25 protein-coding genes are annotated in these 23,856 nt (G+C 77.1%); 13 read left to right on the top strand and 12 right to left on the bottom strand.

Annotated features, from left to right (window positions below; genetic code table 11):
- Positions 1-16: 16 nt before the first annotated feature.
- From tatA to K353_RS13450, 3 genes are all read left to right on the top strand, one after another.
- Positions 17-292: a Sec-independent protein translocase subunit TatA gene (gene tatA / locus K353_RS13460; protein WP_111553819.1), complete on the top strand. Its 276-nt coding sequence runs from the start codon at positions 17-19 to the stop codon at positions 290-292.
- 163 nt (positions 293-455) lie between these two features.
- On the top strand, positions 456-1,832 hold the full coding sequence (locus K353_RS13455) for a hypothetical protein (RefSeq protein ID WP_111553818.1): 1,377 nt from the start codon (positions 456-458) through the stop codon (positions 1,830-1,832).
- Positions 1,829-2,332, top strand: a complete 504-nt coding sequence (locus K353_RS13450; RefSeq protein WP_233533555.1) for a potassium channel family protein — start codon at positions 1,829-1,831, stop codon at positions 2,330-2,332. Before K353_RS13455 ends, K353_RS13450 begins: the two co-directional genes overlap by 4 nt.
- A 6-nt stretch (positions 2,333-2,338) precedes the next feature.
- On the opposite strand, the gene K353_RS13445 is transcribed toward K353_RS13450, so the two are convergent.
- From K353_RS13445 to K353_RS13435, 4 genes are all read right to left on the bottom strand, one after another.
- Positions 2,339-3,928, bottom strand: a complete 1,590-nt coding sequence (locus tag K353_RS13445) for a protein kinase (protein WP_111553817.1) — start codon at positions 3,926-3,928, stop codon at positions 2,339-2,341.
- A gap of 63 nt (positions 3,929-3,991) precedes the next feature.
- A complete protein-coding gene (locus K353_RS34325; RefSeq protein WP_158585402.1) occupies positions 3,992-4,144 on the bottom strand; it encodes a hypothetical protein in 153 nt (50 codons plus the stop codon).
- A gap of 226 nt (positions 4,145-4,370) precedes the next feature.
- Positions 4,371-5,270, bottom strand: a complete 900-nt coding sequence (locus K353_RS13440) for a hypothetical protein (protein WP_111553816.1) — start codon at positions 5,268-5,270, stop codon at positions 4,371-4,373.
- Positions 5,267-6,097: an RNA polymerase sigma factor gene (locus K353_RS13435; RefSeq protein WP_233533566.1), complete on the bottom strand. Its 831-nt coding sequence runs from the start codon at positions 6,095-6,097 to the stop codon at positions 5,267-5,269. Before K353_RS13435 ends, K353_RS13440 begins: the two co-directional genes overlap by 4 nt.
- A gap of 277 nt (positions 6,098-6,374) precedes the next feature.
- Between K353_RS13435 and K353_RS13430 the strand changes: the two genes are divergently transcribed.
- The 3 genes from K353_RS13430 (at position 6,375) to K353_RS13420 (ending at position 8,622) form a co-directional block, all read left to right on the top strand.
- On the top strand, positions 6,375-7,073 hold the full coding sequence (locus K353_RS13430; RefSeq protein ID WP_111553814.1) for a hypothetical protein: 699 nt from the start codon (positions 6,375-6,377) through the stop codon (positions 7,071-7,073).
- Positions 7,074-7,139: 66 nt separating this feature from the next.
- Positions 7,140-7,856 carry a tyrosine-protein phosphatase gene (locus K353_RS13425; protein WP_111553813.1) on the top strand — a complete coding sequence of 239 codons (717 nt, stop codon included), beginning with the start codon at positions 7,140-7,142 and terminating at the stop codon, positions 7,854-7,856.
- Positions 7,857-7,920: 64 nt separating this feature from the next.
- Entirely contained in the window at positions 7,921-8,622 is a 702-nt protein-coding gene (locus K353_RS13420; RefSeq protein ID WP_111553812.1) for a class I SAM-dependent methyltransferase, read from the top strand.
- Positions 8,623-8,673: 51 nt separating this feature from the next.
- Here K353_RS13420 and K353_RS13415 read toward each other — a convergent pair whose 3' ends face one another.
- Positions 8,674-9,168: an NUDIX hydrolase gene (locus tag K353_RS13415; protein WP_111553811.1), complete on the bottom strand. Its 495-nt coding sequence runs from the start codon at positions 9,166-9,168 to the stop codon at positions 8,674-8,676.
- A gap of 73 nt (positions 9,169-9,241) precedes the next feature.
- A complete protein-coding gene (locus tag K353_RS13410; RefSeq protein ID WP_111553810.1) occupies positions 9,242-9,574 on the bottom strand; it encodes a hypothetical protein in 333 nt (110 codons plus the stop codon).
- A 124-nt stretch (positions 9,575-9,698) separates the two neighbouring features.
- On the opposite strand from K353_RS13410, the gene K353_RS13405 reads away from it, so the two are divergent.
- The gene (locus K353_RS13405) at positions 9,699-12,182 is read left to right on the top strand and encodes a lysylphosphatidylglycerol synthase transmembrane domain-containing protein (protein ID WP_111553809.1); all 2,484 of its coding nucleotides are present in this window, start codon (positions 9,699-9,701) and stop codon (positions 12,180-12,182) included.
- Between the two features lie 130 nt (positions 12,183-12,312).
- Here the strand turns inward: K353_RS13405 and K353_RS13400 are convergent, their stop codons facing one another.
- The 4 genes from K353_RS13400 to K353_RS13385 form a co-directional block, all read right to left on the bottom strand.
- Positions 12,313-12,540, bottom strand: a complete 228-nt coding sequence (locus tag K353_RS13400; protein WP_111553808.1) for a hypothetical protein — start codon at positions 12,538-12,540, stop codon at positions 12,313-12,315.
- A gap of 165 nt (positions 12,541-12,705) precedes the next feature.
- On the bottom strand, positions 12,706-13,518 hold the full coding sequence (locus K353_RS13395; RefSeq protein ID WP_100837570.1) for an ABC transporter ATP-binding protein: 813 nt from the start codon (positions 13,516-13,518) through the stop codon (positions 12,706-12,708).
- Between the two features lie 89 nt (positions 13,519-13,607).
- Positions 13,608-14,633 carry an iron chelate uptake ABC transporter family permease subunit gene (locus K353_RS13390; RefSeq protein WP_111553807.1) on the bottom strand — a complete coding sequence of 342 codons (1,026 nt, stop codon included), beginning with the start codon at positions 14,631-14,633 and terminating at the stop codon, positions 13,608-13,610.
- Positions 14,634-14,727: 94 nt separating this feature from the next.
- On the bottom strand, positions 14,728-15,762 hold the full coding sequence (locus tag K353_RS13385) for an iron ABC transporter permease (RefSeq protein ID WP_111553806.1): 1,035 nt from the start codon (positions 15,760-15,762) through the stop codon (positions 14,728-14,730).
- A gap of 178 nt (positions 15,763-15,940) precedes the next feature.
- Between K353_RS13385 and K353_RS13380 the strand changes: the two genes are divergently transcribed.
- The 3 genes from K353_RS13380 to K353_RS13370 all read left to right on the top strand — a co-directional run bounded on the left by K353_RS13380 (position 15,941) and on the right by K353_RS13370 (position 18,650).
- A complete protein-coding gene (locus K353_RS13380) occupies positions 15,941-16,987 on the top strand; it encodes an ABC transporter substrate-binding protein (protein WP_111553805.1) in 1,047 nt (348 codons plus the stop codon).
- Positions 16,988-16,998: 11 nt separating this feature from the next.
- Positions 16,999-17,856, top strand: coding sequence for a siderophore-interacting protein (locus tag K353_RS13375; protein ID WP_111553804.1), 858 nt, complete (start codon positions 16,999-17,001; stop codon positions 17,854-17,856).
- A 191-nt stretch (positions 17,857-18,047) separates the two neighbouring features.
- The gene (locus K353_RS13370; protein WP_111553803.1) at positions 18,048-18,650 is read left to right on the top strand and encodes a superoxide dismutase; all 603 of its coding nucleotides are present in this window, start codon (positions 18,048-18,050) and stop codon (positions 18,648-18,650) included.
- A 60-nt stretch (positions 18,651-18,710) separates the two neighbouring features.
- On the opposite strand, the gene K353_RS13365 is transcribed toward K353_RS13370, so the two are convergent.
- Positions 18,711-20,192, bottom strand: coding sequence for an MFS transporter (locus tag K353_RS13365; protein ID WP_233533554.1), 1,482 nt, complete (start codon positions 20,190-20,192; stop codon positions 18,711-18,713).
- A gap of 74 nt (positions 20,193-20,266) precedes the next feature.
- Here K353_RS13365 and K353_RS13360 point away from each other — a divergent pair, with 74 nt between their 5' ends.
- The 3 genes from K353_RS13360 (at position 20,267) to K353_RS13350 (ending at position 22,980) form a co-directional block, all read left to right on the top strand.
- Positions 20,267-21,079 carry a helix-turn-helix transcriptional regulator gene (locus tag K353_RS13360; protein WP_233533553.1) on the top strand — a complete coding sequence of 271 codons (813 nt, stop codon included), beginning with the start codon at positions 20,267-20,269 and terminating at the stop codon, positions 21,077-21,079.
- 104 nt (positions 21,080-21,183) lie between these two features.
- Positions 21,184-22,095: an RNA polymerase sigma factor SigJ gene (sigJ, locus tag K353_RS13355; protein WP_111553801.1), complete on the top strand. Its 912-nt coding sequence runs from the start codon at positions 21,184-21,186 to the stop codon at positions 22,093-22,095.
- Positions 22,096-22,155: 60 nt separating this feature from the next.
- Positions 22,156-22,980 (top strand): SDR family oxidoreductase, encoded by an 825-nt coding sequence (locus K353_RS13350; RefSeq protein WP_111553800.1) that lies wholly within the window; start codon positions 22,156-22,158, stop codon positions 22,978-22,980.
- Between the two features lie 30 nt (positions 22,981-23,010).
- Here the strand turns inward: K353_RS13350 and K353_RS13345 are convergent, their stop codons facing one another.
- A complete protein-coding gene (locus K353_RS13345) occupies positions 23,011-23,856 on the bottom strand; it encodes an NAD(P)H-binding protein (protein ID WP_111553799.1) in 846 nt (281 codons plus the stop codon).

Raw genomic sequence — 23,856 nt, 5'->3', positions numbered from 1 at the left:
GGACCGGTGGTCAGGGATGTTCCGTAACGGTCTTGAGCCCTGGCACATCATCATCGTCCTGGTGGTGCTGGTCCTGCTGTTCGGCTCGAAGAAGCTCCCCGAGATGGCCCGCGGTCTCGGCAAGTCGATGCGCATCCTGAAGGCCGAGACCAAGGCCCTGCGCGAGGACGACGCCCCCGCCGAGGCCCAGAACGGCACCGCCGCCTCGCAGGCCGAGCAGGTCCGCCCGGCCGTCGAGCCGGTCGTCGTCACCAAGACGACCGAGACGACCACGAAGTCGACCACGGCCTGACGCCGCGTCGGCCCCCGGCCGACCCGCCCGCCGTACCGGAGCCCCCGGCCCGTCGCCCCGACGGACCGGGGGCTCCGGCGTGTCGCCGCACCCGGGTGGCTGACCGTTTTGTTCTGGTATCTCCTGGTATTCACCTGACGGCGGATCACCTGGGAGGCACCGGATGGCGGCGGACCCGTCGGGCGATCGGGAACTCGCGGAGCTGCGCGAACGGATCGCCGTCCTGGAGCACCGGGAGCACCGGGAGCAGGGGGCGCCCCGGCGGGAGCACCACCGGGTGCGGTCCTTCTTCGCGGTGCTGCTGATCGTGCTGGCCGCGGTGCTCACCCCGCTCGGGGTGGTCGCCGCGTGGAGCAAGTCGCAGGTGACCGACACCGGCCGGTTCGTGTCGACGATGGCGCCGCTGGCCTCCGACCCGTCGGTGCAGAACGCGCTCACCGACCGGGTGACCACCGCGGTGATGCAGCAGCTGCCGATCACCGACCTGCTGAACGACGCCGCCCCCGCCGACCGGCCGCTGCTGGACGCCGCGCTGGGCCGGCTGGGCCCCGCGCTGACCAGCGGGCTGACCGGGTTCGTCCACGACCAGGTGCTGCGGTTCGTGCGGTCCGACGCCTTCGCCGCCCTCTGGACCGGCGTGCTGCGCAACGCGCACGCCGCGTTCGACAAGGTGCTGACCGGGCAGGGCGGCGGGGCGGTGCAGGTGCGGGGCGACACCGTCAGCCTGGACCTGGCGCCGGTGATCGCCGCGGTGAAGGACCAGCTGGTGGCCAACGGGCTGGGGCTGGCCTCGAAGATCCCGGAGGTGCACACCGACTACACGCTGGTGCAGTCGGACGCGGTGCGGAAGGCGCAGACCGGGCTGCGGGTGCTCGACCTGGCCGGGTTCTGGGTGCCGGTGCTGGCGGTGCTGTGCGCGGTCGGCGGGATCCTGCTCGCGGTGCGGCCCCGCCCGGCCACCGTCGCGGCGGCGCTCGGGATGGCCGCCGGGGCGGTGCTGCTGGGCGCCGGGCTGAGCGTGTTCCGGACGGTCTACCTGGACAAGCTGCCCGCCGACGTCGACCAGGCCGCCGCGATGGCGGTGTACGACACCCTGGTGCGCTACCTGCGGGCGGGCATCCGGATGGTGCTGGCGCTGGGCGTGGTGATCGCGCTGGCCGCCTGGCTGACCGGACCCGGGCGGCGGGCCGGTTGGGTGCGGCGGCTGTGGGGCTCCGGCCTGGGCGCGGTGCGGCAGGCCGCCGAGGGGCTCGGCCTGCGGCTGGGCCCGGTCGGCCGGTTCGTGCACCGCTGGAAGTCCTGGCTGGGCTGGGGCGCGGTCGTCGTCGCCGCCGTCGTGCTGCTGACCTGGAGCTACCCGACCGCGGCCGTGGTGCTGTGGATGGCGCTGGTGCTACTGGCCTTCCTGGCCGTGCTGGAGTTCCTGGACGCCCCCGCCGACGCCCCCGCCGGCGGCTCGGCCCGGCCGCCCACCGGGCCGCCGGGACCGCCCGGACCGGCGGCCGGTCCGCCCGCCGGCGAGAAGGCCGCACCGGCGTGAGGGAGGCGGCCCGGACGTACCTCGCCCTGCTGGGCGGCCCGGTGCTGCTGCTGACGGCCTACTTCACGGTGCCGCTGGGCTGGTTCGGGCCGCACCACGCGGCGGTCAGCTGGACGGTGTTCGGCACGTTGCTGGCCGTGCTCGGCGTCGGGCTGCTGCGCGAGGCGCGGATGCAGGTGCTCGGGCGGTCCCGGCACCCGGTGCCGCGCATCCTGACCCTGCTGTGCGGCGCGCTGGTGGTGTTCGCCGCCGCCTACCTGGGGATGTCCCGGCAGCCCGGCGAACTGGACGGGCTGACCACCAAGATCGACGCACTGTACTTCACGGTGATCACCATGGCGACCGTCGGGTACGGCGACATCCACCCGGCCGGGCAGGCCGCCCGGGTCGTGGTGATGCTCCAACTGCTGTACACCTTCGTCTTCCTGACCACCGGCGTGACCGCGCTGACCCGGCAGGTGAGGACCCGGGCGGTACGGCGGTCCCGGCACGAGGAGTAGCGCGGGTCAGTCGTCCTGCTGGGCGGCCTGGGCGTGCACCGCGGCGACCAGGGCGCCGAGCCGGACCTGCCAGCCCGCCAGCAGCGGGGCCGCCGCGGCCTTGTGGCGCTGGAGGTCGCGGACCAGCTTCTGGGCGTCCTTGAGGGAGTCCTCGGCGTCGGACGGGTGCCGGTCGTTGACGGCCCGGGTCGCCTCGTCCAGCAGCCCGGTCAGGTCGTCCTGCTTGTCCCGGTCCCGGCTGAACTCGGCCTGCGCCACGTCGGCCCGCAGCTGGGCGAGCTGGCCGACCAGGGCGCCGCCCCTGGGCGAAGCGGAGGGCTTGGGCGAGGTGCTGGGCTTGCCGGACGCGGACGCCGACGGCGACGGGGACGGGGAGGCCGACGGCGACGGGGACCGCGACGGGGGCGGGGCCGCGGCGGCGGCGGCCGTCGGCGCGGGGGTGGACGCGGCCGCCGGGGCGGGGTCGCCGCCGCTGAGCGAGAACGCGACGATGCCCGCCACGCAGACGAACACCGCCGCGCCGACGCCCGCGTACACCAGCGGGTTGCGGCCGGGCCGGGGCGCGGGCTCCTCCTCCGTGAAGCGGGACGGGGAGAGCAGCGGGGCCGCCACCGGCGGCAGCACCGAGGTGCGCTGCGGCTCGGTCCACGGCTGCTGCGGCTGCTGCGGCGGGGCCGGGAACGGCGGCGGGGCGGCGGGGAAGGCGGTCGCGGGAACGGGCGGCAGCACCCGGGTCGCGCCGCCGAGCAGCTCGGCGGCCCGGTCGACCGGCCCGGCCGGGACGGCGGCCAGCAGTTCGGCGGCGGCGGACCGCGCGTCGGCGGGGCGCTCGTCCGGGTGCTTGGCCAGCAGCCGGAGGATCGCGGCGTCCAGCGCGGGCGGCACGTCGGGGCGGTGCGCGGAGACCGGGAGCGGGTACTCGGTGACGTGCTTGAAGGTCACCGCGACCGGGGTGTCGGCGGTGAACGGCGGGGCGCCGGCCAGCATCTCGTACAGCACGCAGCCCACCGCGTACAGGTCGGCGCGGCCGTCGACCTGGCCGGCGGTGGCCTGTTCCGGGGAGAGGTAGGCGGCGGTGCCCAGCACCGAGGCGGTCTGGGTGAGCTGCTGGCCGGCCGAGGAGCCGGCCCGGGCGATGCCGAAGTCGACGACCTTCACCCCGCCGTCCTGGGTGATCATGATGTTGCCGGGCTTGATGTCCCGGTGCACCAGGCCCTGGGCGTGCGCGGCGGCCAGCGCGTCCAGCACCGCGGCGGCGGTGCCCGCGGCGCGCTCCACCGGCAGGACGCCCTGCTCGGCGATCACCCGGCCCAGGGTCGCGCCGTGCACCAGCTCCATCACCAGGTACGGGGAGCCCTGGTCGACGCCGGAGTCGAAGACCGTGACGATCCGCGGGTGCGCCAGCAGCGCGGCCGACCGGGCCTCGCGGGCGAACCGCTCGGCGAACCGCGGGTCGTCGGCCAGGCCGCCGTTGAGCACCTTGACCGCCACCGGGCGGCCCAGCTGGTGGTCCAGGGCGCGGTACACCGTGGCCATGCCCCCGACGCCGAGGATCTCGCCGAGTTCGTAGCGCCCGTTCAGCGCGCGTCCGATCATCGGATGTTCCCTCCACCTCGGTCCGGCAACCCGTGAACCATAGCGGGCCCGGCCGGGGCCGGTTCAGGGGCGCTGGACGAGCAGGGCGGCGGTCAGGGCGGCCAGGGCGGCGGCGAGCAGCGCGCGGGCCCCGCGCGGCGGGCCGCCGCCCAGGGTGCGGCGGGCGGCGCGGGCGGCGGCGCGTTCGGCGGCGGGCGAGGTGCGGGGGAAGGTCATCGCGAGCTCGCCCGGAGGTGCGGTCGGTGGGTCACCGTGGCTCCAGGGTGTTCGGGCGGTACGGGCGGGCCGGGCCCCGGACGGACGGTGGACCCGGGGGAGCCCGGCCGCCCGTCCGGAGCGGTTCCCCGACCGGCGGCGGACCCGGGGGAGTCTTCGGCCGGTCGGAGCTGTCCCGGACGGACGGGGGCCCGGGGGAGCCCGTCGTCCGTCCGGAGTCTCGGTGTCAGTCCTGGCCGCTCCCCCCGTCGGACGGCCGGTCGGACCCGGTGCGCCCCCACCGGCCGGCCGGGAACGACGGCCGGGACGGGGCGGACGGGCCCGGGGCGCTCGACCGGCCGGGGGCGGTCGAGGGCCTGCCGCGGCCCTCCCCGCCCGGCTGGTCCCAGCCGTGCGCGGCGAGCAGGGCGCAGAAGCCGGCCACCTTCTCCGGGGCGCCGGCCGCCTTCAGCAGCTCGGCCAGCTCCGGGACGACGGCCGCCTCCCGGGGCCGGCTGCCGGACGCGACCCGCCCGGCGAAGCCCTCGCACAGCCGCACCAGGTCCGGCAGGTCGGCCGGGCCGGTGGCGGACGGCGCGGGGGGCCGGGTCGGGCTGCCGCCCGGGCGGGGGGTGCCCGTCGGCGGCCGGCCGGTGCGCTCGGCCCCGGGGCTCCCGGACGCGGTGGCGGGCGCGGGGGCGGACGGCGCGGGCGCGGGCGCGCTGCCGGTGGCCGCCGGGGACGGGGACGGGGCGGGGCCGCCCAGGGCCTCCGGCAGCCGGCCGTGTCCGGCCGCGACCGCGACGCCGCCCACGGCGGTCACCCCCAGCGCGACGGCCACGGCCTTCGCGCTGAGCGCCCGTGCGAGCGCGGTGTCCGCCATCTTCCGTCTCCGGTGCTGCGTCGGGGCCGACTGGTGACGAGCCCGCCGGAACGCGGCCACGGCCTCCTCCTCGCCGGGCAGCGGGCCGTCGCCGGCCGCCGCGCCCGTCGCGGCGGCGGCGAGCAGGGCGGCGAGCTCCGGCCGTCCGGGCGCGGACCGCCGTCCGGCGGAGGGGTCCTGACCGGCCTCCGGGTCGACCGTGGCACCGCCGAGCAGGTGCTCGGCGGCGGCGCGATCGATCCGGCGGGATCGGTTGGTGCTCATCTCATGTCCTTCAGCGTCGGCACCTGCGCCGGTGTCACACCCCGCGCGGAAACTTTTTCCCCGGCCGTTCCCCCGGCCGCTCCCCCGGCCCCGTCACCGGCCGTCCCACCTGCGGCTCCGCCCGCCGCTCCCCCGGTCGTCCCGCCCGCTGCGCCCCCGGCCGCCCGGCGGGGCACCCCGGCGGCGGCTCCCCCGCTCTGCTCCAGCACCCGGGCCAGCCGCTTGAGCCCGCGGTGGGCGGCCATCCGGACGCTGCCGGAGCGCTTGCCGAGCACCTTCGCGGCGCTCTCCGCGTCCAGTCCGAGCACCACCCGCAGCAGCACCGCCTCGGCCTGGTCGGGCGGCAGCGAGGCGATCAGCGCGAGCGCGTCGGAGGTGGCGACGGTGGCCATCGCCTGGCCCGCGGTGTCCTCGGCGGCGGCCAGTTCGGCCAGGTACTCCACCGGCAGGTCGGCGACCGGTCGGCGGCGCACCCGGCGCAGGTGGTCCATCGCCCGGTTGCGGGCCACCGTCGCGGCCCAGCCGCGGAACCCGTCCGCGTCGCCGCGGAAGCCCGGCAGGTCGCGGGCGATCTGCAGCCACGCCTCGGACGCGATGTCCTCGGCGTCCTCGGCCCGCCCGCCGACCAGCACCCGCAGGTAGCGCAGCAGCCCCGGCTGGACGGCCCGGAACAGCACCCGGAACGCCTCCTCGTCGCCCGCCTGGGCGGCGCGGACGGCCGCGGCGAGGTCGGCCCGCCGGGCGGGCGGACGGTCCGGTCCGGAGGGGCGGTCGAGCCGCTCCCCGTCGTCCGCCCCGTGGTGTTCAGCTCTGTGCACCCGCCACATCATGCGCCATCCGGGGGAACGCTCCCACCGCCGGGGCGCGGCCCGGCCGGTGACGGACCGGTGGCGGAACCGGGCCCGCCCGGCGCGGGGCCGACCCGACCCGACGGGCCGTCAGCCCGGCCCCGCGTCCCGGGCCGCAGGGCCCGCGCCGGACCGACCTTCGTCCCGCCCACCGCTGTCCTTCGCCCGCGGTCCGCCCCCGTCCACCCGCCATACCGTGCAAATACGGGGCAATCCACCCCGATTCCACCCGTGGACGAGGAGGCCGGGAACCGGCATGCGCACCGCCCAGGAGCTGTACACGACGGGAATCCGCGACCACTTCGCGCCCGCCCTGCGCGCGCTCGGCTTCCAGGGCTGGCGGCACTCCTTCTCGCTGCCCGACCACGAGCGCTGGGCGGTGCTCGGCGTGCACGCGGTGGCCGGCGACGGGCGGGTCCGGTACACCGTCAACCTGTCCGTCACCGACAAGGCCGCCTGGGACCGGCGCAGCATCCGCCCCGACGCCAACTCCCCGACCGGGCTGGAGCGTTGGCACTCGCACATCGGCGAGCTGCTGCCGGTCGGCGGCGAGGTCTGGTGGGAGGTGGCGCCCGGTCCGCGCTGGCTGATCGCCGTCGAGGACTCGGTGGCCGCCGTCCGCGGCTACGCGCTGCCCGAACTGCGCCGCCGGCTGGACGCCGACGACCGCGAGCGGTACCTGGGCCAGGCCGAGCTCGACGGCGTCAACGGCGCCCTCGCCGCCGCCCGCCTGGCCCGCATCCAGCGTGCCGAACTGACCGGCTGGGCACTGGAGTTGCACGGCGCGTGGAGCCGGCACGACCCGGCCGCGCAGGCCGTCCTGGCGGGCGCCGCCCGCGGCTTCCTCTCCGTCCGGGACGCCCGCTTCCACACCGTCCGGGCGCTCGACACGCTCGGCCGGACGCTCTGGGAGTTCCGCCGCCCCGAGGACGGGAACCATCCCGGAGCGGGCTGAGTCCCTGTCAGTGGCGGTGCGCCGGAACACCGGTGCGGCGCACGGGACGAACCGCGGGGGGCGGACATGACGGGGACGACGGTGGCGGCGCACGAGGAACGGCGGCTCGACTGGGACGGCTGCCTGAACGTCCGCGACCTCGGCCTGCTGCCCACCCGGGACGGGCGGCGCACCCGCACCGGCGCGGTGGTCCGCGCCGACAACCTCGACCGGCTCACCTCCGAGGGCCAGCACGCGCTGCTCGAGTACGGCGTGCGCACCGTCGTCGACCTGCGCGACGCCGCCGAGTACCGGCCGCTGCTGCCCGCCCCCGACGGCGTCGACCTGGTCCGCGTCCCGCTCGACGCGCTGGCCGGGCCCGGCTGGTGGGCCCGGTTCGGCGCCCTGGACGGCACCCCGCTCTCGTTCCGCCCCTACCTCGACCACTGCCGGCCGGCCGTCGCCGAGCTGGTCGCCGCCGTCGCCCGGGCCCGCCCCGGCGCCGTCGTGGTGCACTGCGGGGCCGGCCGCGACCGCACCGGCCTGGCCGCCCTGGTCCTGCTCGCCCTGGCCGGGGCCACGCCCGCCGCGATCGCCGAGGACTACCTGCTCTCCGCCGCCAACCTGCGGCCGATGTGGGCGCTCCTCGACCGCCCCGAGGAGGAGGCCGGCATCGCCCGCGTCCTCGCCGACGCCGACACCACCCCCGAGCGGGCGCTGCACGAGGTGCTCGCCGAGTTCGACGCCGAGCGGTGGCTGCCCGCCGGGGACGTCGCCGCCGTCCGGGCCCGGCTGCTGGGCTGAGCCCGGACCGGGGCGCGGCTTAATCGTTCGCGGCGCGGCCGGGCGGCGCAGCATACTGCCCGGCATGACGGACTTCTCGCTGTTCGACACCCGCGGCTATCCCACCGTCGACGTCCGGACCGGCTACGCCGGGTGGGTCGACAGCTACGAGAGCACCGTGCAGGACGCGATGGACCTCGACGTGCTGGCGGCGCTCGCCGTCCCGCGCTGGGCCGACGCCGCCACCGCCGTCGACCTCGGCTGCGGCACCGGCCGCACCGGCGCCTGGCTGCGCGGGCGCGGCGTCGGCGCGGTGGACGGGGTCGACCTCACCCCCGAGATGCTCGCCCGCGCCCGCGGGCGCGGCGCGCACCGGCGGCTGGTCGAGGGCGACCTCGCCGCGACCGGCCTGGCCTCCGGCGGCTACGACCTGGCCGCCTGCTCCCTCGTCGACGAGCACCTCCCCGACCTCGGCCCGCTCTACCGCGAGGCCCACCGGCTGGTCCGCCCCGGCGGCCTGTTCGTGCTGGTCGGCCTGCACCCCGCCTTCATCATGGCCGCGGGCATGCCCACCCACTACGACGGCCCGGACGGCCCGATCGCCATCACCACCCACGTCCACCTGGTCAGCGACCACCTCACGGCCGGGCTGGCGGCGGGCTGGCGGCTCGCCGAGATGCGCGAGGAGGTGGTCGGCGACCGGTGGACGGCCCTCAAGCCCAAGTGGGAGCGCCACCGCGGCCAGCCGGTCTCGGCGGCGTACGTCTGGCGGAGCGAGCAGCCGTAGCAGGAGCGCGGGCGGGGGCGTCCCGGCCGCGCGGTCGGTCACCGGCCGGGGTCACCAGCCGGAGTTCGGGGCGGTCACGACCCGGGTGCGGCCGTCCGCCCGGGCGGCGAGGGCCGCTTCGAGGCGCAGGGCGCGGGCCGGGCCGACCAGGGCGAGCGCCTCGGGGACGGGGGCCCAGCGGTAGGCGTCGAGTTCGCCCGGCGGGAGGGTGATCGGGGTGTCGGCCGGGAAGACGCCCAGGTCGAAGAGGAAGTGGCAGGCGGGGTGGTCGAGTTCGCCGCTCGGGTTGGTCCAGGCGACGGTCAGCAGGTCGCCGGCCTCGCGGTGCAGCCCGGTCTCCTCGTGGAGTTCGCGGGTCGCGCACTGCCGCGGGTCCTCGCCGAGGTCGACGGTGCCGCCGACGAACTGCCAGCCGGGGCGGTAGCCCGGCTTGACGATCAGGACCCGGCCGTCGGGGTCGGTGATCAGGCAGCCCGCGGCGGCGTAGACGCGGTGCAGGGAGGCGAGCCACTCCTCGCGGGAGGCGAACTCGGGGGTGTCGGCCATGGCGCTCCTTCGGCGGGGGCGTGAATCTGCGGCCCCACTCTCCCACCCGCGCCGGGGTGTCCGCCGGGGCGTCTCAGTGCGCCGAGTGCCGTTCCGCGCCGCGGTGCCGGTGGCCCGGCAGGTCGGGGTGGGGGGCGGACCCGCCGGCCGGGCCGACCCCGGCGGGCGTCCGGTGGCCGCCGTGGCCGAACGGCTCGCCGCCGTGGCCGGACGGCTCGTCGCCGTGGCCGAACGGCTCGTCGCCGTGGTGGGGGCCGGTGCGGGCGGCACGGGCTCCGCCGGCCTGCGGCGGCGGGGCGAGGGGCGCCGGATCGGCGGCCATGCCGCGCTGCTCCAGCAGTTCCCGGGTGCCCCGGCGGAGCATGGCCGTCCGGTCGGTCGATCGGTTGGTCGATCGCTCGGTCATCGTCGATCTCCCTTCACTCCCCCATCAGTCCGATATGCCCGTTATCGACGCGTGTACACCCGGGCGCACCGGCACCCTTGCCGGAACGGCCGGACCGGGACGGGGCGGTGTGGGACGATGCCGCGTGGCCACGGTGATACAAGCCGACGAATCCGAGGAGTCCCGGACGACCCCGCCCCCGGCGCGGGCCGGGCGCGCGGACCGCGTCCGCCACCCCGCCGCGCTGATCCGGCTGGTCGCCGGGGTCTGCTGGATCCTGCTGGTGCTGCTGCTGGCCGGGTACGCCCGGTCCTCGGTCTTCGGCCTGGACAGCGACGTGGCCCGCGGCCTCGACCTGCTGCCCTGGCCGCCCGCCAAGCTCACCGCCGCGCTGTGCGGCGCCGCGCTGCTCACCGTCCCGCTCGGCTTCGCCGTCGACCGGGTGCTGCGCGCCGACGGCCGCCGGGTCGCCGACGCCGTCCTGGCCGCCGTCCTCGCCTACGGCCTCTCGCTCGGCCTGGACCTGCTGATCGGCGACCTCGCCACCCTCACCCACCCGCTGCCCGTCGGCCCCGGCCGCACCGACCCGGTCTACGGGCACCTCGCGCCGGTGCTGGCCTTCATGACCGCCCTGGGCACCGCCGGGCGGCGGCGCTGGCGCACCGCGCTGGGCGTCACGCTCGGGCTGTCCGGGCTGTCCGGGCTGATCACCGGGTACGCCACCCCGCTGTCGCTGGCGCTGGCCCTGCTGCTGGGCTGGACCACCGCGCACGCCGCCCGGTACGCCGTCGGCGAGCCGGTCGCCTCGCCCACCGAGGGCCAGATCGCCACCGCCCTGGCCGGCTCCGGCGTCCGCCCGGACACCGTGCTCACCCTGGGGACCGGCCGCTACCTGGTCACCCAGCACGACGGCCGCCCCGACCTGGACGTCCACCTGCTCGACCGGTACGCGCAGGCCAGCGGGCTGCTCGGCCACCTGTGGCTGGCGCTGCGGCTGCGCACCGCGCCCCGCCCGCTCGGCCTGCGCCCGCTGCGCGCCGGGCTGGAGCACCAGACCCTGCTCGGCCACGCCGCGTCCGCCGCCGGGGCCCGCACCCGGCTGCCCGTCGCGGTGGTCGAACTCGGCCCGGACGCCGCCCTGGTGGCCTACCGGCGGATCGACGCCCGGCCGTTCGCCGAACTCTTCGCCGAGCCGACCGCGCCCGGCGACGACTCGTCCGACGGTGTCCCGCCCGACGGTGTCCCGTACGGCGACCTCGCCGACGGCCCCACCGACGCCGAACTGCGCGACGCCTGGCAGCAGTTGGCGCTGCTCCAGCGGCGCCGGATCGCCCACCGCTCGCTCTCCCCGGCCACCGTGCTGCTGGACGCCGAGGGCCGGGTCCACCTGGTCGGGCTGGCCCGCGGCGAGATCGCCGCGAGCGAACTGCTGCTGCGGCTGGACGTCGCCGGGCTGCTCGCCGTACTGGCCGTGCACGCCGGGCCGGAACGGGCGGTGCGGGCCGCGATCGAGGTGCTCGGGCCCGGCCCGGTCGGCACCGCGCTGCCGCTGCTGCAACCGATCGCGCTGGCCCGCGACACCCGGGCCGCGCTGGCCCGGCACCGGAACCTGACCGCCGACCTGCGCGCCGAGGTGCAGCGCCGGATGCCGCAGGCCACCGCCGTGCCCGTCCGGCTGGAGCGGCTGCGCCCGCGCACCCTGCTCACCGTCGCCGCCTGCGTCGCGGTCGGGTACGCGCTGCTGCAGTTCCTGTTCGGCAGCGAGGGCAACCCGATCGCCCTGGTCGCCCAGTCCGACCCGGTGTGGCTGGCCGGCGCGGCGCTCTGGGCGGCGGCCAGCTACCCCGTGGCGACCTTCGCGTTCAGCGGCTTCGTCCCCGAGCAGCTGTCGTTCCGCGCCACGCTGGCCGCCCAGACGGCCGGCTCGTTCGTGAAGGTGGTCGCGCCCGGCGGCGTCGGCGGCCTCGCCCTGAACACCCGCTACCTGCAGTGCGCGGGCATCCCCACCGCGCAGGCGATGTCCAGCATCGGCGTCAGCCAGCTGTTCGGCCTGGTGCTGCACATGCTCCAGCTCGCCGTGTTCAGCGCCCTGGTCGGCGTGGACGGCGCCCCGCCCGGGGCCGAGTCCGCCCCGTCGGCCGGCGGCTGGGTGCTCTGGCTGGCCGGGGCGGCCGGCGCGGTGGTCGCGGTGTCGGTCGCCGCGGTGCCCTCGCTGCGGCGGCGCGCCCAGACCCTGCTGCGGCCGCTGCGCGCCGAGGTGCTGCCGCGCCTGCTCGACCTGGCCCAGCAGCCCGGACGGCTGGCCACCGGGGTGGCCGGGCAGCTGCTGGTGTCGATGTGCTTCGTGCTGTGCCTGTACTGCTGCACCCGGGCGGTCGGCCAGGACCCGGCCTTCAACGCCGTCGCGGTGAGCTTCCTGGCCGGGAACGCGGCGGGCAACGTGATCCCGACGCCGGGCGGCGTGGGCGGGGTCGAGGCCCTGATGCCCACCATGCTGACGTTCACCGGGCACATCGACCACGCCGGTGCGATGGCCTCCGTCGTGCTGTTCCGGCTGCTCACCTTCATGCTGCCGGTGCTGCCGGGCTGGGCGGCCTTCGCCTGGCTCAAGCACCGCCGGGCGATCTGAGCCGGGCCCGGCGGCACCGGGGCAGGGCACCGGGGCCGAGGGCACGGGAGGCCGGCGGGAGCGGCGGGCCGGCGGGAGCGGCGGGCCGGCGGGCTGACGGAAGCGGCGGGCCGAGGGGAGCGGCGGGCCGCTACTCCCGGTAGTCCTCGTCCTCCAGCGCGACCTCGCGGACCTGCTCCACCGCGTCGCCCTCGTCCGCGGGCTCCGCGCCCCGCTCGCGCCGCTGACGCAACACCTCCAGGTCGTCCACCTCCGGCTCGGCCGCCGCCCGGTCCTGGTCGGGGGCCTCCAGCACGGTCGGGGACTGCTCGTCCTGCTCGTCCTCGGGGTACTCCGGGTTCTCCGCATTGACACGCATACCGCCAGTATCCGGCCGAACCCCGGGGAACCCGAGCCTTTCCGGCGGCGGGTCCCGAATCCGCCGCCGGGGCCGCCGCCCGGGGCCGCCACCGGAGCCGCCGACCGGCCGGGGGCCCGGGCGGGAACGCGTACGGGCGGGTTCGGGGCCCGGCGCGGAGCGGGCTCAGGACTGGGCGGGGGCCCGGCGCTTGGCGGACGGGACGACCAGCGGGGTGCCGGTCTCGGGGTCGGGGATGACCCGGCAGGGCAGCCGGAAGACCTCCTCGACCAGCTCGGCGGTGACCACCTCCTGCGGCGGACCGGCCGCCACCAGCCGGCCGTCGCGCAGGGCGACCAGGTGGGTGGCGTAGCGGGCGGCCTGGTTGAGGTCGTGCAGGACGGCGACCAGGGTGCGGCCCTGCTCCTGGTGCAGGCGGGCGCACAGGTCGAGGACCTCCATCTGGTGCGCGATGTCCAGGTAGGTGGTGGGCTCGTCGAGCAGCAGCAGCGGGGTCTGCTGGGCCAGCGCCATCGCGATCCAGACCCGCTGGCGCTGGCCGCCGGAGAGCTCGTCCACCGGCCGGTCGGCGAGTTCGGCGACGCCGGTGTCGGCCATCGCCTCGGCCACCACCCGCTCGTCCTCGGTCGACCACTGGCGCAGCACGCCCTGGTGCGGGTAGCGGCCGCGGGAGACCAGCTCGGCGACGGTGATGCCGTCCGGGGCGATGGACGACTGCGGCAGCAGGCCCAGGGTCCGGGCGACCTGCTTGGCGGGCAGCGTGGCGATCGACCGCCCGTCCAGCAGCACCTGCCCGGCGACCGGCTTGAGCGTGCGGGACAGCGCGCGCAGCAGGGTGGACTTGCCGCAGGCGTTCGGGCCGACCACCACGGTGAAGGAGTGGTCGGGGATGTCGACGGTCAGGCCCTCGGCGATGGTGCGCTTGTCGTAGGCGAGGGTGAGGTCGCGGCCGGCCAGGCGCGGCTCGGGCTGGGCCATCAAGGGCTCCGTTCGGGACGACGGGGTGGACGGGGACGACGGGGTGGACGGTACCCGGGCGGCCGGGACCCGCGGGGACGGGCGGCCGGTCACAGGCGGCCGGCCCGGCGCTGGGTGGCGAGCAGCCAGACCAGGTAGCCGCCGCCGAGCACGCCGGTGACCACGCCGACCGGCAGCCGGCGGTCGCCGAACAGGTGCTGCGCGGCGAAGTCGGCGGTGACCAGCAGCGCGGCGCCGGTGCACATCGAGGCGGCCAGGTTGGGGCCCGGCGAGCGGGTGATCCGGCGGGCCAGCTGGGGGGCGGTCAGGGCTAGGAAGTTGACCGGCCCGGCCGCCGCCGCGGCCAGCGAGGCGAGCAGCACGGCGGCGCCCAGCAGCGCGATCCGCAGCCGCTCGGGACGCACGCCCAGCCCGCTCGCGGCGTCGTCGCCGAGCTCCAGGGCGCGCAGCGCGGGGCCGCAGACCAGCAGCACCAGCGGGACGAGCACGGCCAGCGCGACCGCGAGCGGCCGGGCCTGCTCCCAGCCCCGGCCGTCCAGGCTGCCGGTCAGCCAGAGCACCGCGCGGGCGGCGTCCATCAGCTGGGTGCGGGTCAGCAGGTAGCCGTTGACGCCGGTGAGGATCGCCGCCGTCCCGATGCCGACCAGCACCAGCCGGGCGCCCTGCACGCCGCCGCGCCAGGCCAGCGCGTAGATCAGCACGCCGGTGACCAGCCCGCCCGCCACCGCGCCGCCGGCCAGCGCGGCGCTGGAGCCGCCCGCCACCACGACCAGCAGCGCGCCGGTGGCCGCGCCCTGGGTGAACCCGAGGATGTCCGGGCTGCCCAGCGGGTTGCGCACCAGCGTCTGGAACAGCGCCCCGGCCAGCGCCAGCGCCGCGCCGACCAGCAGCGCGGTGGCCACCCGGGGCAGCCGCAGCTGGTTGACGACGAAGTCCTCGGCGACGCTCCCGCCGCCGAACAGCGTCCGCACCACCTCGCCGGGCGCGATCGGGTAGTCCCCGCGCCCGAGCGCCAGCACCCCCACCCCCAGCGCGACCAGCGCGGCCCCCGCGCAGACCACCAGCGCCCGCGGCCGGTACCGCACCGACCACCCGCCGACCCGCAGCGTCCTCACGCCCCGACCTCCCTGCTCTGCGGGCACGCAGCCGTCGCCTCCGCACCGCCGCCGACCGCCGGTCGCCGGGTCCGAATCCGCATCCGAGTGGGTGTCATGCGCGGGCCTTCCCCCGTCGTGCGAAGTACAGGAAGAACGGTCCGCCGAGGACCGCCGTGACGATGCCGACCTGGAGCTCGCCGGGGCGGCCCAGGACGCGGCCGAGGACGTCCGCGCCGAGCAGCAGGACGGGGGCCAGGACGGCGCAGTAGGGGAGCAGCCAGCGCAGGTCGGGGCCGGTGAGGGCGCGGACCAGGTGGGGGACCATCAGGCCGACGAAGACGATCGGGCCGCACGCGGCGGTGGCCGCCCCGCACAGCAGGGTGACGGCGACGATCGCGGCGGCCCGGATCGCGGCCGGCCTGGCCCCGAGGGCCCGGGCCGCGTCGTCGCCGAGCGCGAGCGCGTTGAGCGGGCGGGCCAGGCCGAGCGCGAGCAGCGCGCCGAGGGCGACGAACGGCAGGATGCCGAGCACGGTGGAGGTCTGGGCGCCGGCCAGCGAGCCGACCGTCCAGAAGCGCATCCTGTCGAGCGAGGCGGTGTCCAGCAGCATCACGGCGCTGACGTACGAGTACAGGGTGGCGTTGAGCGCGGCTCCGGCCAGCGCGAGCCGGGCGGGGGTGGCGCCGCGTCCGCCGCCGACCGCGTACACCAGGACGGAGACCAGGGCGGCCCCGGCCAGCGCCCACCAGACGTACCCGGTGAAGGAGGTGACGCCGAGCACGGCGGCGGCGGTGGCGACGGCGGCGGAGGCGCCGGCGTTGATGCCGAGCAGGCCGGGGTCGGCGAGCGGGTTGCGGGTGAGGGCCTGCATGACGCCGCCGGCCAGGCCGAGCGCGGTGCCGGCGAGCAGCCCGAGCAGGGTGCGGGGCAGGCGCATCCGGTGGACGACGGTGTACTCGGGGGCGTTCGGGTCGAGCAGGCCGTGCCAGACCCCGGCGGGGCTCAGCTGCCGGGCGCCGAGGCCGAGGCTGAGCACCAGGACGGCCAGCAGCACGAGCAGCCCGGCGGCCAGGCCGAGCGCGCGGGGCGAGCCGCGGCGGGCGGGGGTGGCGGCGCCGGGTATCGGGAGGGAGCCGGTGGTGCTCAAGGGTGCTCCGGATCGGTCGGGGGCGGGCCGGCGGGACCCCCGGGGGACCCTCCGTACCGGTACTTAGGTTAGGTTAACCTGCGTACGTCCGGCGGCTGCCGCCGGGTACCCGCACCTCGGCACCCCCACCGACGTGCCGCTCCGCCCTGCTCCGAACCGCCCGAACCGAGGTACCGCCATGTCGCCTTCCCCCCGCCTGACCCGCCGCGGCCTGCTCGCCGCGGGTGGAGCCACCGCCCTGGGCGCGGTGCTCGCCGCCTGCGGCTCCTCCGGTGACGGGAAGGCGTCCGGCGGGTCCGGGTCCGGGTCCGGCTCGACGGTGGCCGGCGGCCCGTGGACCTTCACCGACGACCGCCCGCAGGCCGTCACAGCGAAGACCGTCCCGAGCCGGGTGGTGGCCTTCACCGGCGCCGCCGCCGCGCTCGCCGACTTCGGCCTGGACAAGCAGCTGGTCGGCGTCTTCGGCGAGACCAAGGCCGCCGACGGCAAGGCCGACCCGCAGGCCGGCAGCCTGGACGTGGACAAGGTCGAGATCATCGGCAACGCCTGGGGCGAGTTCTCGATCGAGAAGTACGCGGCGCTCCGCCCCGAGCTGCTGGTGACCCACATGTACGACCCGGGCGCGTACTGGTACGTGCCGGACGAGTCCAAGGACAAGATCCTGGCGCTCGCCCCGCAGGTGCTGGTCTCCACCGGCCGGGTGACCATCACCCAGCCGATCGAGCACTACGCCAAGCTCGCCGAGTCGCTGGGCGCGGACCTCAAGGCGCAGCGGGTCGTGGACGCCAAGGCCCGGTTCGAGAAGGCGTCCGAGGAGCTGCGGCAGGCGGTCAAGGCGGCCGGCGGCGTCAAGGTGATGGCCTGCTCCGGCAGCGCCGACCTGTTCTACGTCTCCAACCCGAAGGTCTCCTGCGACCTGATCTACTTCGCCGAGCTGGGCGTGGAGTTCGTCCAGCCGGAGAAGACCGACGGCGGAGACTACTACGAGGGCCTGAGCTGGGAGAACGCCGGCAAGTACCCGGCCGACCTGCTGCTGCTCGACCAGCGCTCCACCGCCCTCCAGCCCAAGGACCTGACCGCCAAGCCCTCCTGGGGCCAGCTGCCCGCCGTCAAGGCCGAGCAGATCACCCCGTGGGACGCGGTGCCGCGGTTCTCGTACGCCGGGTTCGCCCCGCTGATCGAGCGCCTGACCGCCGCGATCCAGAAGTCCCGCAAGCTGAGCTGAAGGGCCATCGGATGACCGGCCAGGCCCAGGAGTACGACTTCTTCCCGGCGCACGTGGTGCGCACCCGGCGGCTCGGCCCGACCATGCTGCGGGTCACCTTCGGCGGCGGGGCGCTGCGCGGCTTCGCGAGCGGCGGACGCGACCAGTCCTTCTCGCTCTTCCTGCCGCACCCCGGCCAGGACGAACCCCTCCTCCCGTACCGGGAGGGCGAGGGCTGGTTCGGGGCGTGGCGGGCGCTCCCGGCGGACGAGCGGGCCGTGATGCGCTCGTACACCGTCCGCGCGCAGCGGACCGAACCGCCCGAGGTGGACGTCGACTTCGCCCTGCACGGCACCGGGGACGGCCCGGGCGGGGCGCCCTCCGGGCCGGCCGCCGGCTGGGCCGCGACGGCGGGGCCGGGCGCGCGGGTGGTGCTGCTCGGGCCGGCCGTCGCCGACAACCGCTCGGTGGCCTTCCGGCCGCCCGCGGACACCGGCTTCGTGCTGCTGCTGGCCGACGAGACGGCGCTGCCCGCGGCCGGCGGCATCCTGGAGCGACTGCCGGCCGGCACCCGCGCCCTGGTCTGGATCGAGGTCCCGGACGCCGCCGACGTCCAGGACCTGCCCGCCCCGGACGGCGTGGAGATCAGCTGGCTGGTGCGCCCGCCCGGCGCGCCCTCCGGGCTGCCGGACGCCCTGCGCGCGGCCGAGCTGCCTGACGGCGCCCCGTACGCCTGGATCGCCGGCGAGTCCGGCACCGTCAAGGAGCTGCGCCGCCACCTGGTGCGCGAACGCGGCATCGACAGGCGCGCGGTGACCTTCTCCGGCTACTGGCGGCGCGGCGCCTCCGAGGACCGGCTGCGCGAGGAGGCGTACGCCGAGCCGTCCTGACCCGCCGCTCCCCGAGGGCCGGTCCGGCCCGTCCCGACCCGCTGCTCCCCGAAGGCCCGCCCGGCACCCCCGGGCGGGCCTTCGGCGTTCCGCCACGGCGGCTTGATGCCCCCTCAATGCTCTTGCAATCGAGTTGCAATAAGGTGGCACTCGCAACTGACCCTCCGTCGACCGAGAAGGGCTGCTCAGCCATGGGTGCCTACACGCTGCCTGACCTCCCGTACGACTACTCCGCCCTGGAGCGGGCGATGTCCGCCGAGATCCTGGAGCTGCACCACTCCAAGCACCACCAGGCCTACGTCAACGGCGCCAACTCGACGCTCGACCAGCTCGCCGAGGCCCGCGACAAGGAGCAGTTCGGCTCGCTGGTCGGCCTCCAGAAGACGCTGGCCTTCAACCTCTCCGGCCACGTCCTGCACTCGCTGTTCTGGCAGAACCTCTCCCCCGAGGGCGGCGACCGCCCCGACGGCCCGCTCGCCGACGCCATCACCGGGCACTTCGGCTCCTTCGAGGCCTTCCAGCAGCAGCTCACCACCGCCACCGTCGGCGTCCAGGGCTCCGGCTGGGGCATCCTCTCCTGGGAACCGCTCGGCAAGCGCCTGATCATCGAGCAGGTCTACGACCACCACGGCAACGTCGGCCAGGGCACCACCCCCCTCCTCGCCTTCGACGCCTGGGAGCACGCCTACTACCTCCAGTACAAGAACGTCCGCCCCGACTACGTCACCCGCCTCTGGGACGTCGTCAACTGGCAGGACGTCAACACCCGCTACACCACAGCCACCCAGGGCTGACCACCGACGGCCGGGCGGACGGCTCCCCCCGCCGCCCGGCCCCCTCAGGCCCGGTCGTCCTCACGCCCGGCCCGACCGCCGCCCGGCCCGCCCGGCCAGGGCGGCCGCGCCCAGGAAGGCCGCCGCCGCGACCAGCGCCGCGGCGTGCAGTCCGCGTACCGGGCCCAGCGTGCCCGTCAGGGTCCCGAACAGCGCCACGCCGAGCGAACTGCCCGCCTGGCGGGCGACGTTGAACACCGCCGAGGCCGTCCCCGCCGCCCCCGCCGGAGCCGCCTCCAGCACCGCGACGGTCGCCGCCACCACGGTCAGCGGCGTCGCCAGACCGGTCGCCGCCAGGGCGAACAGCAGCACCGGGTACGGGGTGTGCGGCCCGACCGCCAGCCAGCCCAGGAACCCCGCCGACCCCAGCAGCAGCGCCCCCGCCATCGTCGGGTACGGGCCGCGCCGGGCCGCCAGCCGGCTGGACAGCGGCGCCGCGAGCAGCCCCATGCCCACCGACGGCAGCAGCGCCAGCCCCGTCGCCCACGAGCCGTAGTGGCGCTCCTGCTGGAAGTGCAGCGTCAGCACGTACAGCATCCCGTAGTAGCCGAGGCTGAGCAGCAGGCCGACCGCGTCCACCGCCGCGAGCCGGCCGTCCCGCAGCAGCGCGGGCGGCAGCAGCGGCACCCGGCCGCCCGGGTCCCGCCGCGACCGCCGCTCCAGGCGCAGCTCCACCCGGGCGAACCCGGCCAGCGCCGCCGCCCCCAGCACGGACGCCGCCGCTACCCACGGCGAGCCCCAGCCCCGCGCACCCGCCTCGTTCACGCCCCCGACCAGCGCCACCAGGCCCAGCACGCCCAGCAGTTGGCCCGCCGGATCGCCGCGCCGCGCCGACCGCCCCGCCGTCCGCCCCACCTCCGCCGTCGTCGCCGTCGCCGCCGTCGTCGCCGTCGCCGCCGTCGCCGCCGGACCGACGTACCGGTACGTCAGCAGCGCGGCCAGCGCCGCGACCGGCAGGTTCACCCAGAACACCCACCGCCAGCCCAGCCCGGCCACCAGCAGCCCGCCCACCGCCGGCCCCGCGCCGAACGCCACCGCCGAGACCAGCCCCCACACCCCGACCGCCCGGGCCCGCAGCACACCGTCCGGGTACGCCGCGCGCAGCAGCGCGAACGAGGCCGGCACCAGCAGCGCCGCCCCCGCCCCCTGCGCGAACCTGGCCCCGACCAGCACCGTCCCCGACCCGGCCGCCGCGCAGAGCGCCGAAGCCGCCGCGAACAGCCCCAGCCCCGCCAGGTACAGCCGCCGGTGCCCGAACCGGTCGCCCAGCCCACCGCCGAGCAGCAGCAGCCCGGCGAACACCGTGCTGTACCCGTCCACCACCCACTGGAGCCCCGCCGCCCCCACCCCCAGCGAGACCCGGACGTCCGGCACCGCCACGTTGACCACCGTGACGTCGAGCATCACCAGGAAGTGGCCCAGGCTCAGCGCGACCAGCGGTGGCAGGGCGAGCCGCGCCGCCGGCGGCCGGACGGGCGTCCGCGTCATCCGTACGAAAGTCATGACGGCAGTCTCCGCGCGGAACACTTCGCCGCCTGACGAACCGTGCCCGTCCCGGGCCGTCCTAGGCTGGAGGCGTGCCCGTTCCCGCTGCCTCCCCCGCGCCCGCTGCCTCCCCCGCGCCTTCTGCGCCCTCGTTGCCCACCGTCGGTCAGCCCGACGTCGCCCGGGCCGCCGCCCTGTTCGCCGACCCGTCCCGGGCCCGGATGCTCAAGGCGCTCAGTGACGGGCGCGACCTGTCCGGCGCCGTCCTCGCCGCCGAGGCGGGCGTCGGCGCGCCCACCGCCAGCGCCCACCTGGCCAGGCTCGTCGACGCCGGACTGGTCACCGTCCGCAGCCACGGCCGCAACCGCTTCTACCGGCTGGCCGGCCCCGAGGTCGGTCACGCGCTGGAAGCACTCGCCCTGATCGCACCCCCGCTGCCGATCACCTCGCTGCGCGACAGCGGCACCACCAACGCGCTGCGCCGCGCCCGCACCTGCTACGACCACCTGGCCGGCCGGCTCGGCGTCGCCCTGATGGGCGCCCTGCTCGACCAGCGCCTGCTCACCGGCCACGACGGCACCCACCGCCCGGCCACCGCCGTCCACGACCGCGCCTCCGGCTACGGCCACGACCACCACTACCGGCTCACCGCGTCTGGCCGGACCGCCCTGCACCGGCTCGGCATCGACCTGGACGCCCTCCCGCTCCGCCGTCCGCTGGTCCGCTACTGCGTCGACTGGAGCGAACAGCAGCACCACCTGGCCGGCGCCGCCGGAGCCGCCCTCACCGCCCGCCTGCTCGCCCTGGGCTGGCTCCGCCACGGCGCCAGCCCCCGCGTCGTCCACCTCACCCCGTCCGGCACCACCGGCCTCGCCGACTGGATCGGCCTCCGGCTCCCCGCCTGAGCCCTCCCCGCGCTTCCCCCCTCCCCCTCCGCCGTCCCCGCACGTGGCCCCTCCCGCCCTTCCCCCCGTCCCCTCCGCCGCCGGCCATCCCCTAACGTGGCCCCATGAACGCGGAACCCGACGACGCGGTACGGGAGTTCGAGCGCCACCGGCAGCGGCTGTTCGCGCTGGCCTACCGGATGCTCGGATCGGCCGCCGAGGCCGAGGACACCGTGCAGGACGCGTACCTGCGCTGGCACGGCACCGAGCCCGGGCAGGTCGCGGCGCCCGGGCCGTGGCTCAACAAGGTGGTCGCCAACCTCTGCCTGAACCGGCTCACCTCGGCCCGGGCCCGGCGCGAGGAGTACCCGGGCACCTGGCTGCCGGAGCCGGTGGCGAGCGGGGCGCTCGGGCCGATGGAGCGGGCCGAGCAGCGCGAAGCCGTCTCCTTCGCGGTGCTCACCATGATGGAGCGGCTCTCCCCGCCCGAACGCGCCGCCGTCGTGCTGCGCGACGCCTTCGCCTACAGCCACCGGGAGATCGCCGGCGTCCTGGACTGCACCGAGGCCGCCGCCCGCCAGCTCTACCACCGCGGCCGCAAGCACCTCGCCGACGGGACCCCGCACCCCGGCCCCGGCCCCGTCGACGCCGAGCAGAACGCCGCCCTGCTCGGCCGCTTCCTGCGCGCCGCCTCGGACGGCGCCCTGGACCAGCTCGAACAGCTCCTCGCCGCCCAGGTCGTGGTCTGGTCGGACGGTGGCGGCAAGGTCCGCGCCGCGCTCCGGCCGGTGCACGGCCGCACCAACGCGGCCCGCTTCCTGGCCGGCCTGTTCGAACGGTTCACCGACGGCGTCCGGTTCGAACTCGCCGAGGCCAACGGCAGCCCCGTCCTGCTCGGCTGGGAGGGCGGGGACCTCACCTCCGTCGGCGTGCTGGACGCCGGGCCCGACGGCGTCACCGGCATCCGCATCCTGCGCAACCCGGACAAGCTCGCCCACTACGCGCGGCGGCACCGCGCGCTGTCACAGAACGGCTGACCGCCCGGTTCCTACCGAGGAGAGGCCCACCGCTCCCCCGCCCCGGAAGGAACCCGGACCATGAACGACCGCACCGACCGCACCGACCCCTCCGTCTCCCCCACCGCTCTCCCCACCGCCCCCGACCGGCCGCTGCTGGTGACCGGCGCGACCGGCGTCCTCGGCCGCGAGGTGCTGCGCCACGCCCGCGCCACCGGCCGTCCCGTCCGCGCCCTCACCCGGCGCGCCGCCCTGCCCGCCGACGCCGACGCCGACTGGCGCACCGGCGACCTGACCGCCGGCACCGGCCTGGACGAGGCGTTCGTCGGCGTCGACGCGGTGATCCACTGCGCCAGCGACCCGCGGCACCCGAAGAACGACCTGCCCGCCCTCCGCCACCTGCTGGCGGCCGCCCGGCGGGCCGGCGTCCGGCACGTCGTCAACATCTCGATCGTCGGCGTCGACCGGGTTCCGATGGCCTACTACCGGATCAAGCTCCAGGGCGAGCAACTCCTCGCCGGGTCCGGCCTCGGCTGGACCAACCTGCGCGCGACCCAGTTCCCGCAGCTCCTGGACGGCATGCTCCGCCCGCTCGCCAAGCTCCCCGTCCTCCCGATGCCCTCCCGCACCCCCGTCCAGCCCGTCCACCCCGCCGAGGTCGCCGCCCGCCTCGTCGAACTCGCCCTCGGCGACCCGGTCGGCCGGGCCACCGACTTCGCCGGACCCGAGATCCACCCCGCCACCGACCTCGCCGCCGACTGGCTCCGCGCCCGCGGCAGCCGCCGCCGCGTCCTGCCCCTCCACCTCCCCGGCCGGGCCGGCCGCCTGCTGCGCGAGGGCGCCCTCACCTCCCCGGGGCACGCCCGCGGCACCCGCACCTGGGCCGAGTACCTGGCCGAACGCTAGCCCCCCCCGGCCCGCCCTTCCCCTCCTCCGTCACCGGAAAGCGGGGCGGGCGTCCGCGGCCCAGGCGGCGAAGCTCCGGGCGGGGCGGCCGAGCACCCGCTCGACGTCCGGGCTGACCCGCCGCTCCTCCGCGAGCGGCGAACCGAGGACGTCGAGGGTGCCGTCGACCACCTCCTCGGGCATGAAGCGGGCCAGCTGCGCGCGGGCCTGCTGCCGGGTGAGCTCGACGAACGCGACCTCCTCGCCGAGGACTTCGCCGAGCGCCGCCACCTGCTGCCGGGGCGTGACCGCCTCGGGCCCGGTGAGGACGTACACCCGCCCCTGGTGCCCGTCCTCCCGCAGGGCCGCCGCCGCGACCGCCGCCAGGTCCGCGGGGTCGACCACCGGAAGCGCGACGTCCCCGAACGGGGCGTGCACCGTGCGCCGGGCACGGACGCCCTCGGCCCAGGCGTACGCGTTGGAGGCGAAGCCCCCGGCCCGCAGGATGGTGTACGCCAACCCGCTCTCCCGGACCGCGCGTTCGAACTCGCGGAGCCGGGCGTGCGAGAGCGCCGCCGGCCGGGTCCCGGCGACCTGCGAGGAGAGCAGCACCACCCGCCGCACCCCCGCCGCCCGCACCAGCCCCAACAGCTCGGCGGCCGGCGCACCGGGGCCGTTGAGCTCGCCGGCCAACAGCAGGAACAGCGCGTCCGCCCCCTCCAACGCGGGGGCCAGGCTCCCGAAGTCGGCCAGGTCCGCGGCCCGGTGGACCACCCCGGCCGGGAACCCGCTGTCCGGCACCCGCCGGGAGACCGCGGTGACCCGCTCCCCCGCCGCGGCGAGCAGGCCGACCAGCGGACGGCCGACGTTCCCGGTGGCCCCAGTGACAACGATCAT

The sequence above is a fragment of the Kitasatospora sp. SolWspMP-SS2h genome (assembly GCF_003259315.1).
GTDB classification, from domain to species: domain Bacteria; phylum Actinomycetota; class Actinomycetes; order Streptomycetales; family Streptomycetaceae; genus Kitasatospora; species Kitasatospora fiedleri.
Note: the sequence above shows the minus strand (reverse complement) of the source record. Positions and strands in the feature narration are given on the sequence as shown.

Coding starts and splice junctions, on each gene's coding strand:
- tatA (WP_111553819.1), top strand. CDS start 17: ATGTTCCGTAACGGTCTTGAGCCCTGGCACATCATCATCGTCCTGGTG.
- K353_RS13455 (WP_111553818.1), top strand. CDS start 456: ATGGCGGCGGACCCGTCGGGCGATCGGGAACTCGCGGAGCTGCGCGAA.
- K353_RS13445 (WP_111553817.1), bottom strand. CDS start 3,928: ATGATCGGACGCGCGCTGAACGGGCGCTACGAACTCGGCGAGATCCTC.
- K353_RS34325 (WP_158585402.1), bottom strand. CDS start 4,144: ATGACCTTCCCCCGCACCTCGCCCGCCGCCGAACGCGCCGCCGCCCGC.
- K353_RS13440 (WP_111553816.1), bottom strand. CDS start 5,270: ATGAGCACCAACCGATCCCGCCGGATCGATCGCGCCGCCGCCGAGCAC.
- K353_RS13435 (WP_233533566.1), bottom strand. CDS start 6,097: ATGTGGCGGGTGCACAGAGCTGAACACCACGGGGCGGACGACGGGGAG.
- K353_RS13430 (WP_111553814.1), top strand. CDS start 6,375: ATGCGCACCGCCCAGGAGCTGTACACGACGGGAATCCGCGACCACTTC.
- K353_RS13425 (WP_111553813.1), top strand. CDS start 7,140: ATGACGGGGACGACGGTGGCGGCGCACGAGGAACGGCGGCTCGACTGG.
- K353_RS13420 (WP_111553812.1), top strand. CDS start 7,921: ATGACGGACTTCTCGCTGTTCGACACCCGCGGCTATCCCACCGTCGAC.
- K353_RS13415 (WP_111553811.1), bottom strand. CDS start 9,168: ATGGCCGACACCCCCGAGTTCGCCTCCCGCGAGGAGTGGCTCGCCTCC.
- K353_RS13410 (WP_111553810.1), bottom strand. CDS start 9,574: ATGACCGAGCGATCGACCAACCGATCGACCGACCGGACGGCCATGCTC.
- K353_RS13400 (WP_111553808.1), bottom strand. CDS start 12,540: ATGCGTGTCAATGCGGAGAACCCGGAGTACCCCGAGGACGAGCAGGAC.
- K353_RS13395 (WP_100837570.1), bottom strand. CDS start 13,518: ATGGCCCAGCCCGAGCCGCGCCTGGCCGGCCGCGACCTCACCCTCGCC.
- K353_RS13380 (WP_111553805.1), top strand. CDS start 15,941: ATGTCGCCTTCCCCCCGCCTGACCCGCCGCGGCCTGCTCGCCGCGGGT.
- K353_RS13375 (WP_111553804.1), top strand. CDS start 16,999: ATGACCGGCCAGGCCCAGGAGTACGACTTCTTCCCGGCGCACGTGGTG.
- K353_RS13370 (WP_111553803.1), top strand. CDS start 18,048: ATGGGTGCCTACACGCTGCCTGACCTCCCGTACGACTACTCCGCCCTG.
- K353_RS13365 (WP_233533554.1), bottom strand. CDS start 20,192: ATGACTTTCGTACGGATGACGCGGACGCCCGTCCGGCCGCCGGCGGCG.
- sigJ (WP_111553801.1), top strand. CDS start 21,184: ATGAACGCGGAACCCGACGACGCGGTACGGGAGTTCGAGCGCCACCGG.
- K353_RS13350 (WP_111553800.1), top strand. CDS start 22,156: ATGAACGACCGCACCGACCGCACCGACCCCTCCGTCTCCCCCACCGCT.
- K353_RS13345 (WP_111553799.1), bottom strand. CDS start 23,856: ATGATCGTTGTCACTGGGGCCACCGGGAACGTCGGCCGTCCGCTGGTC.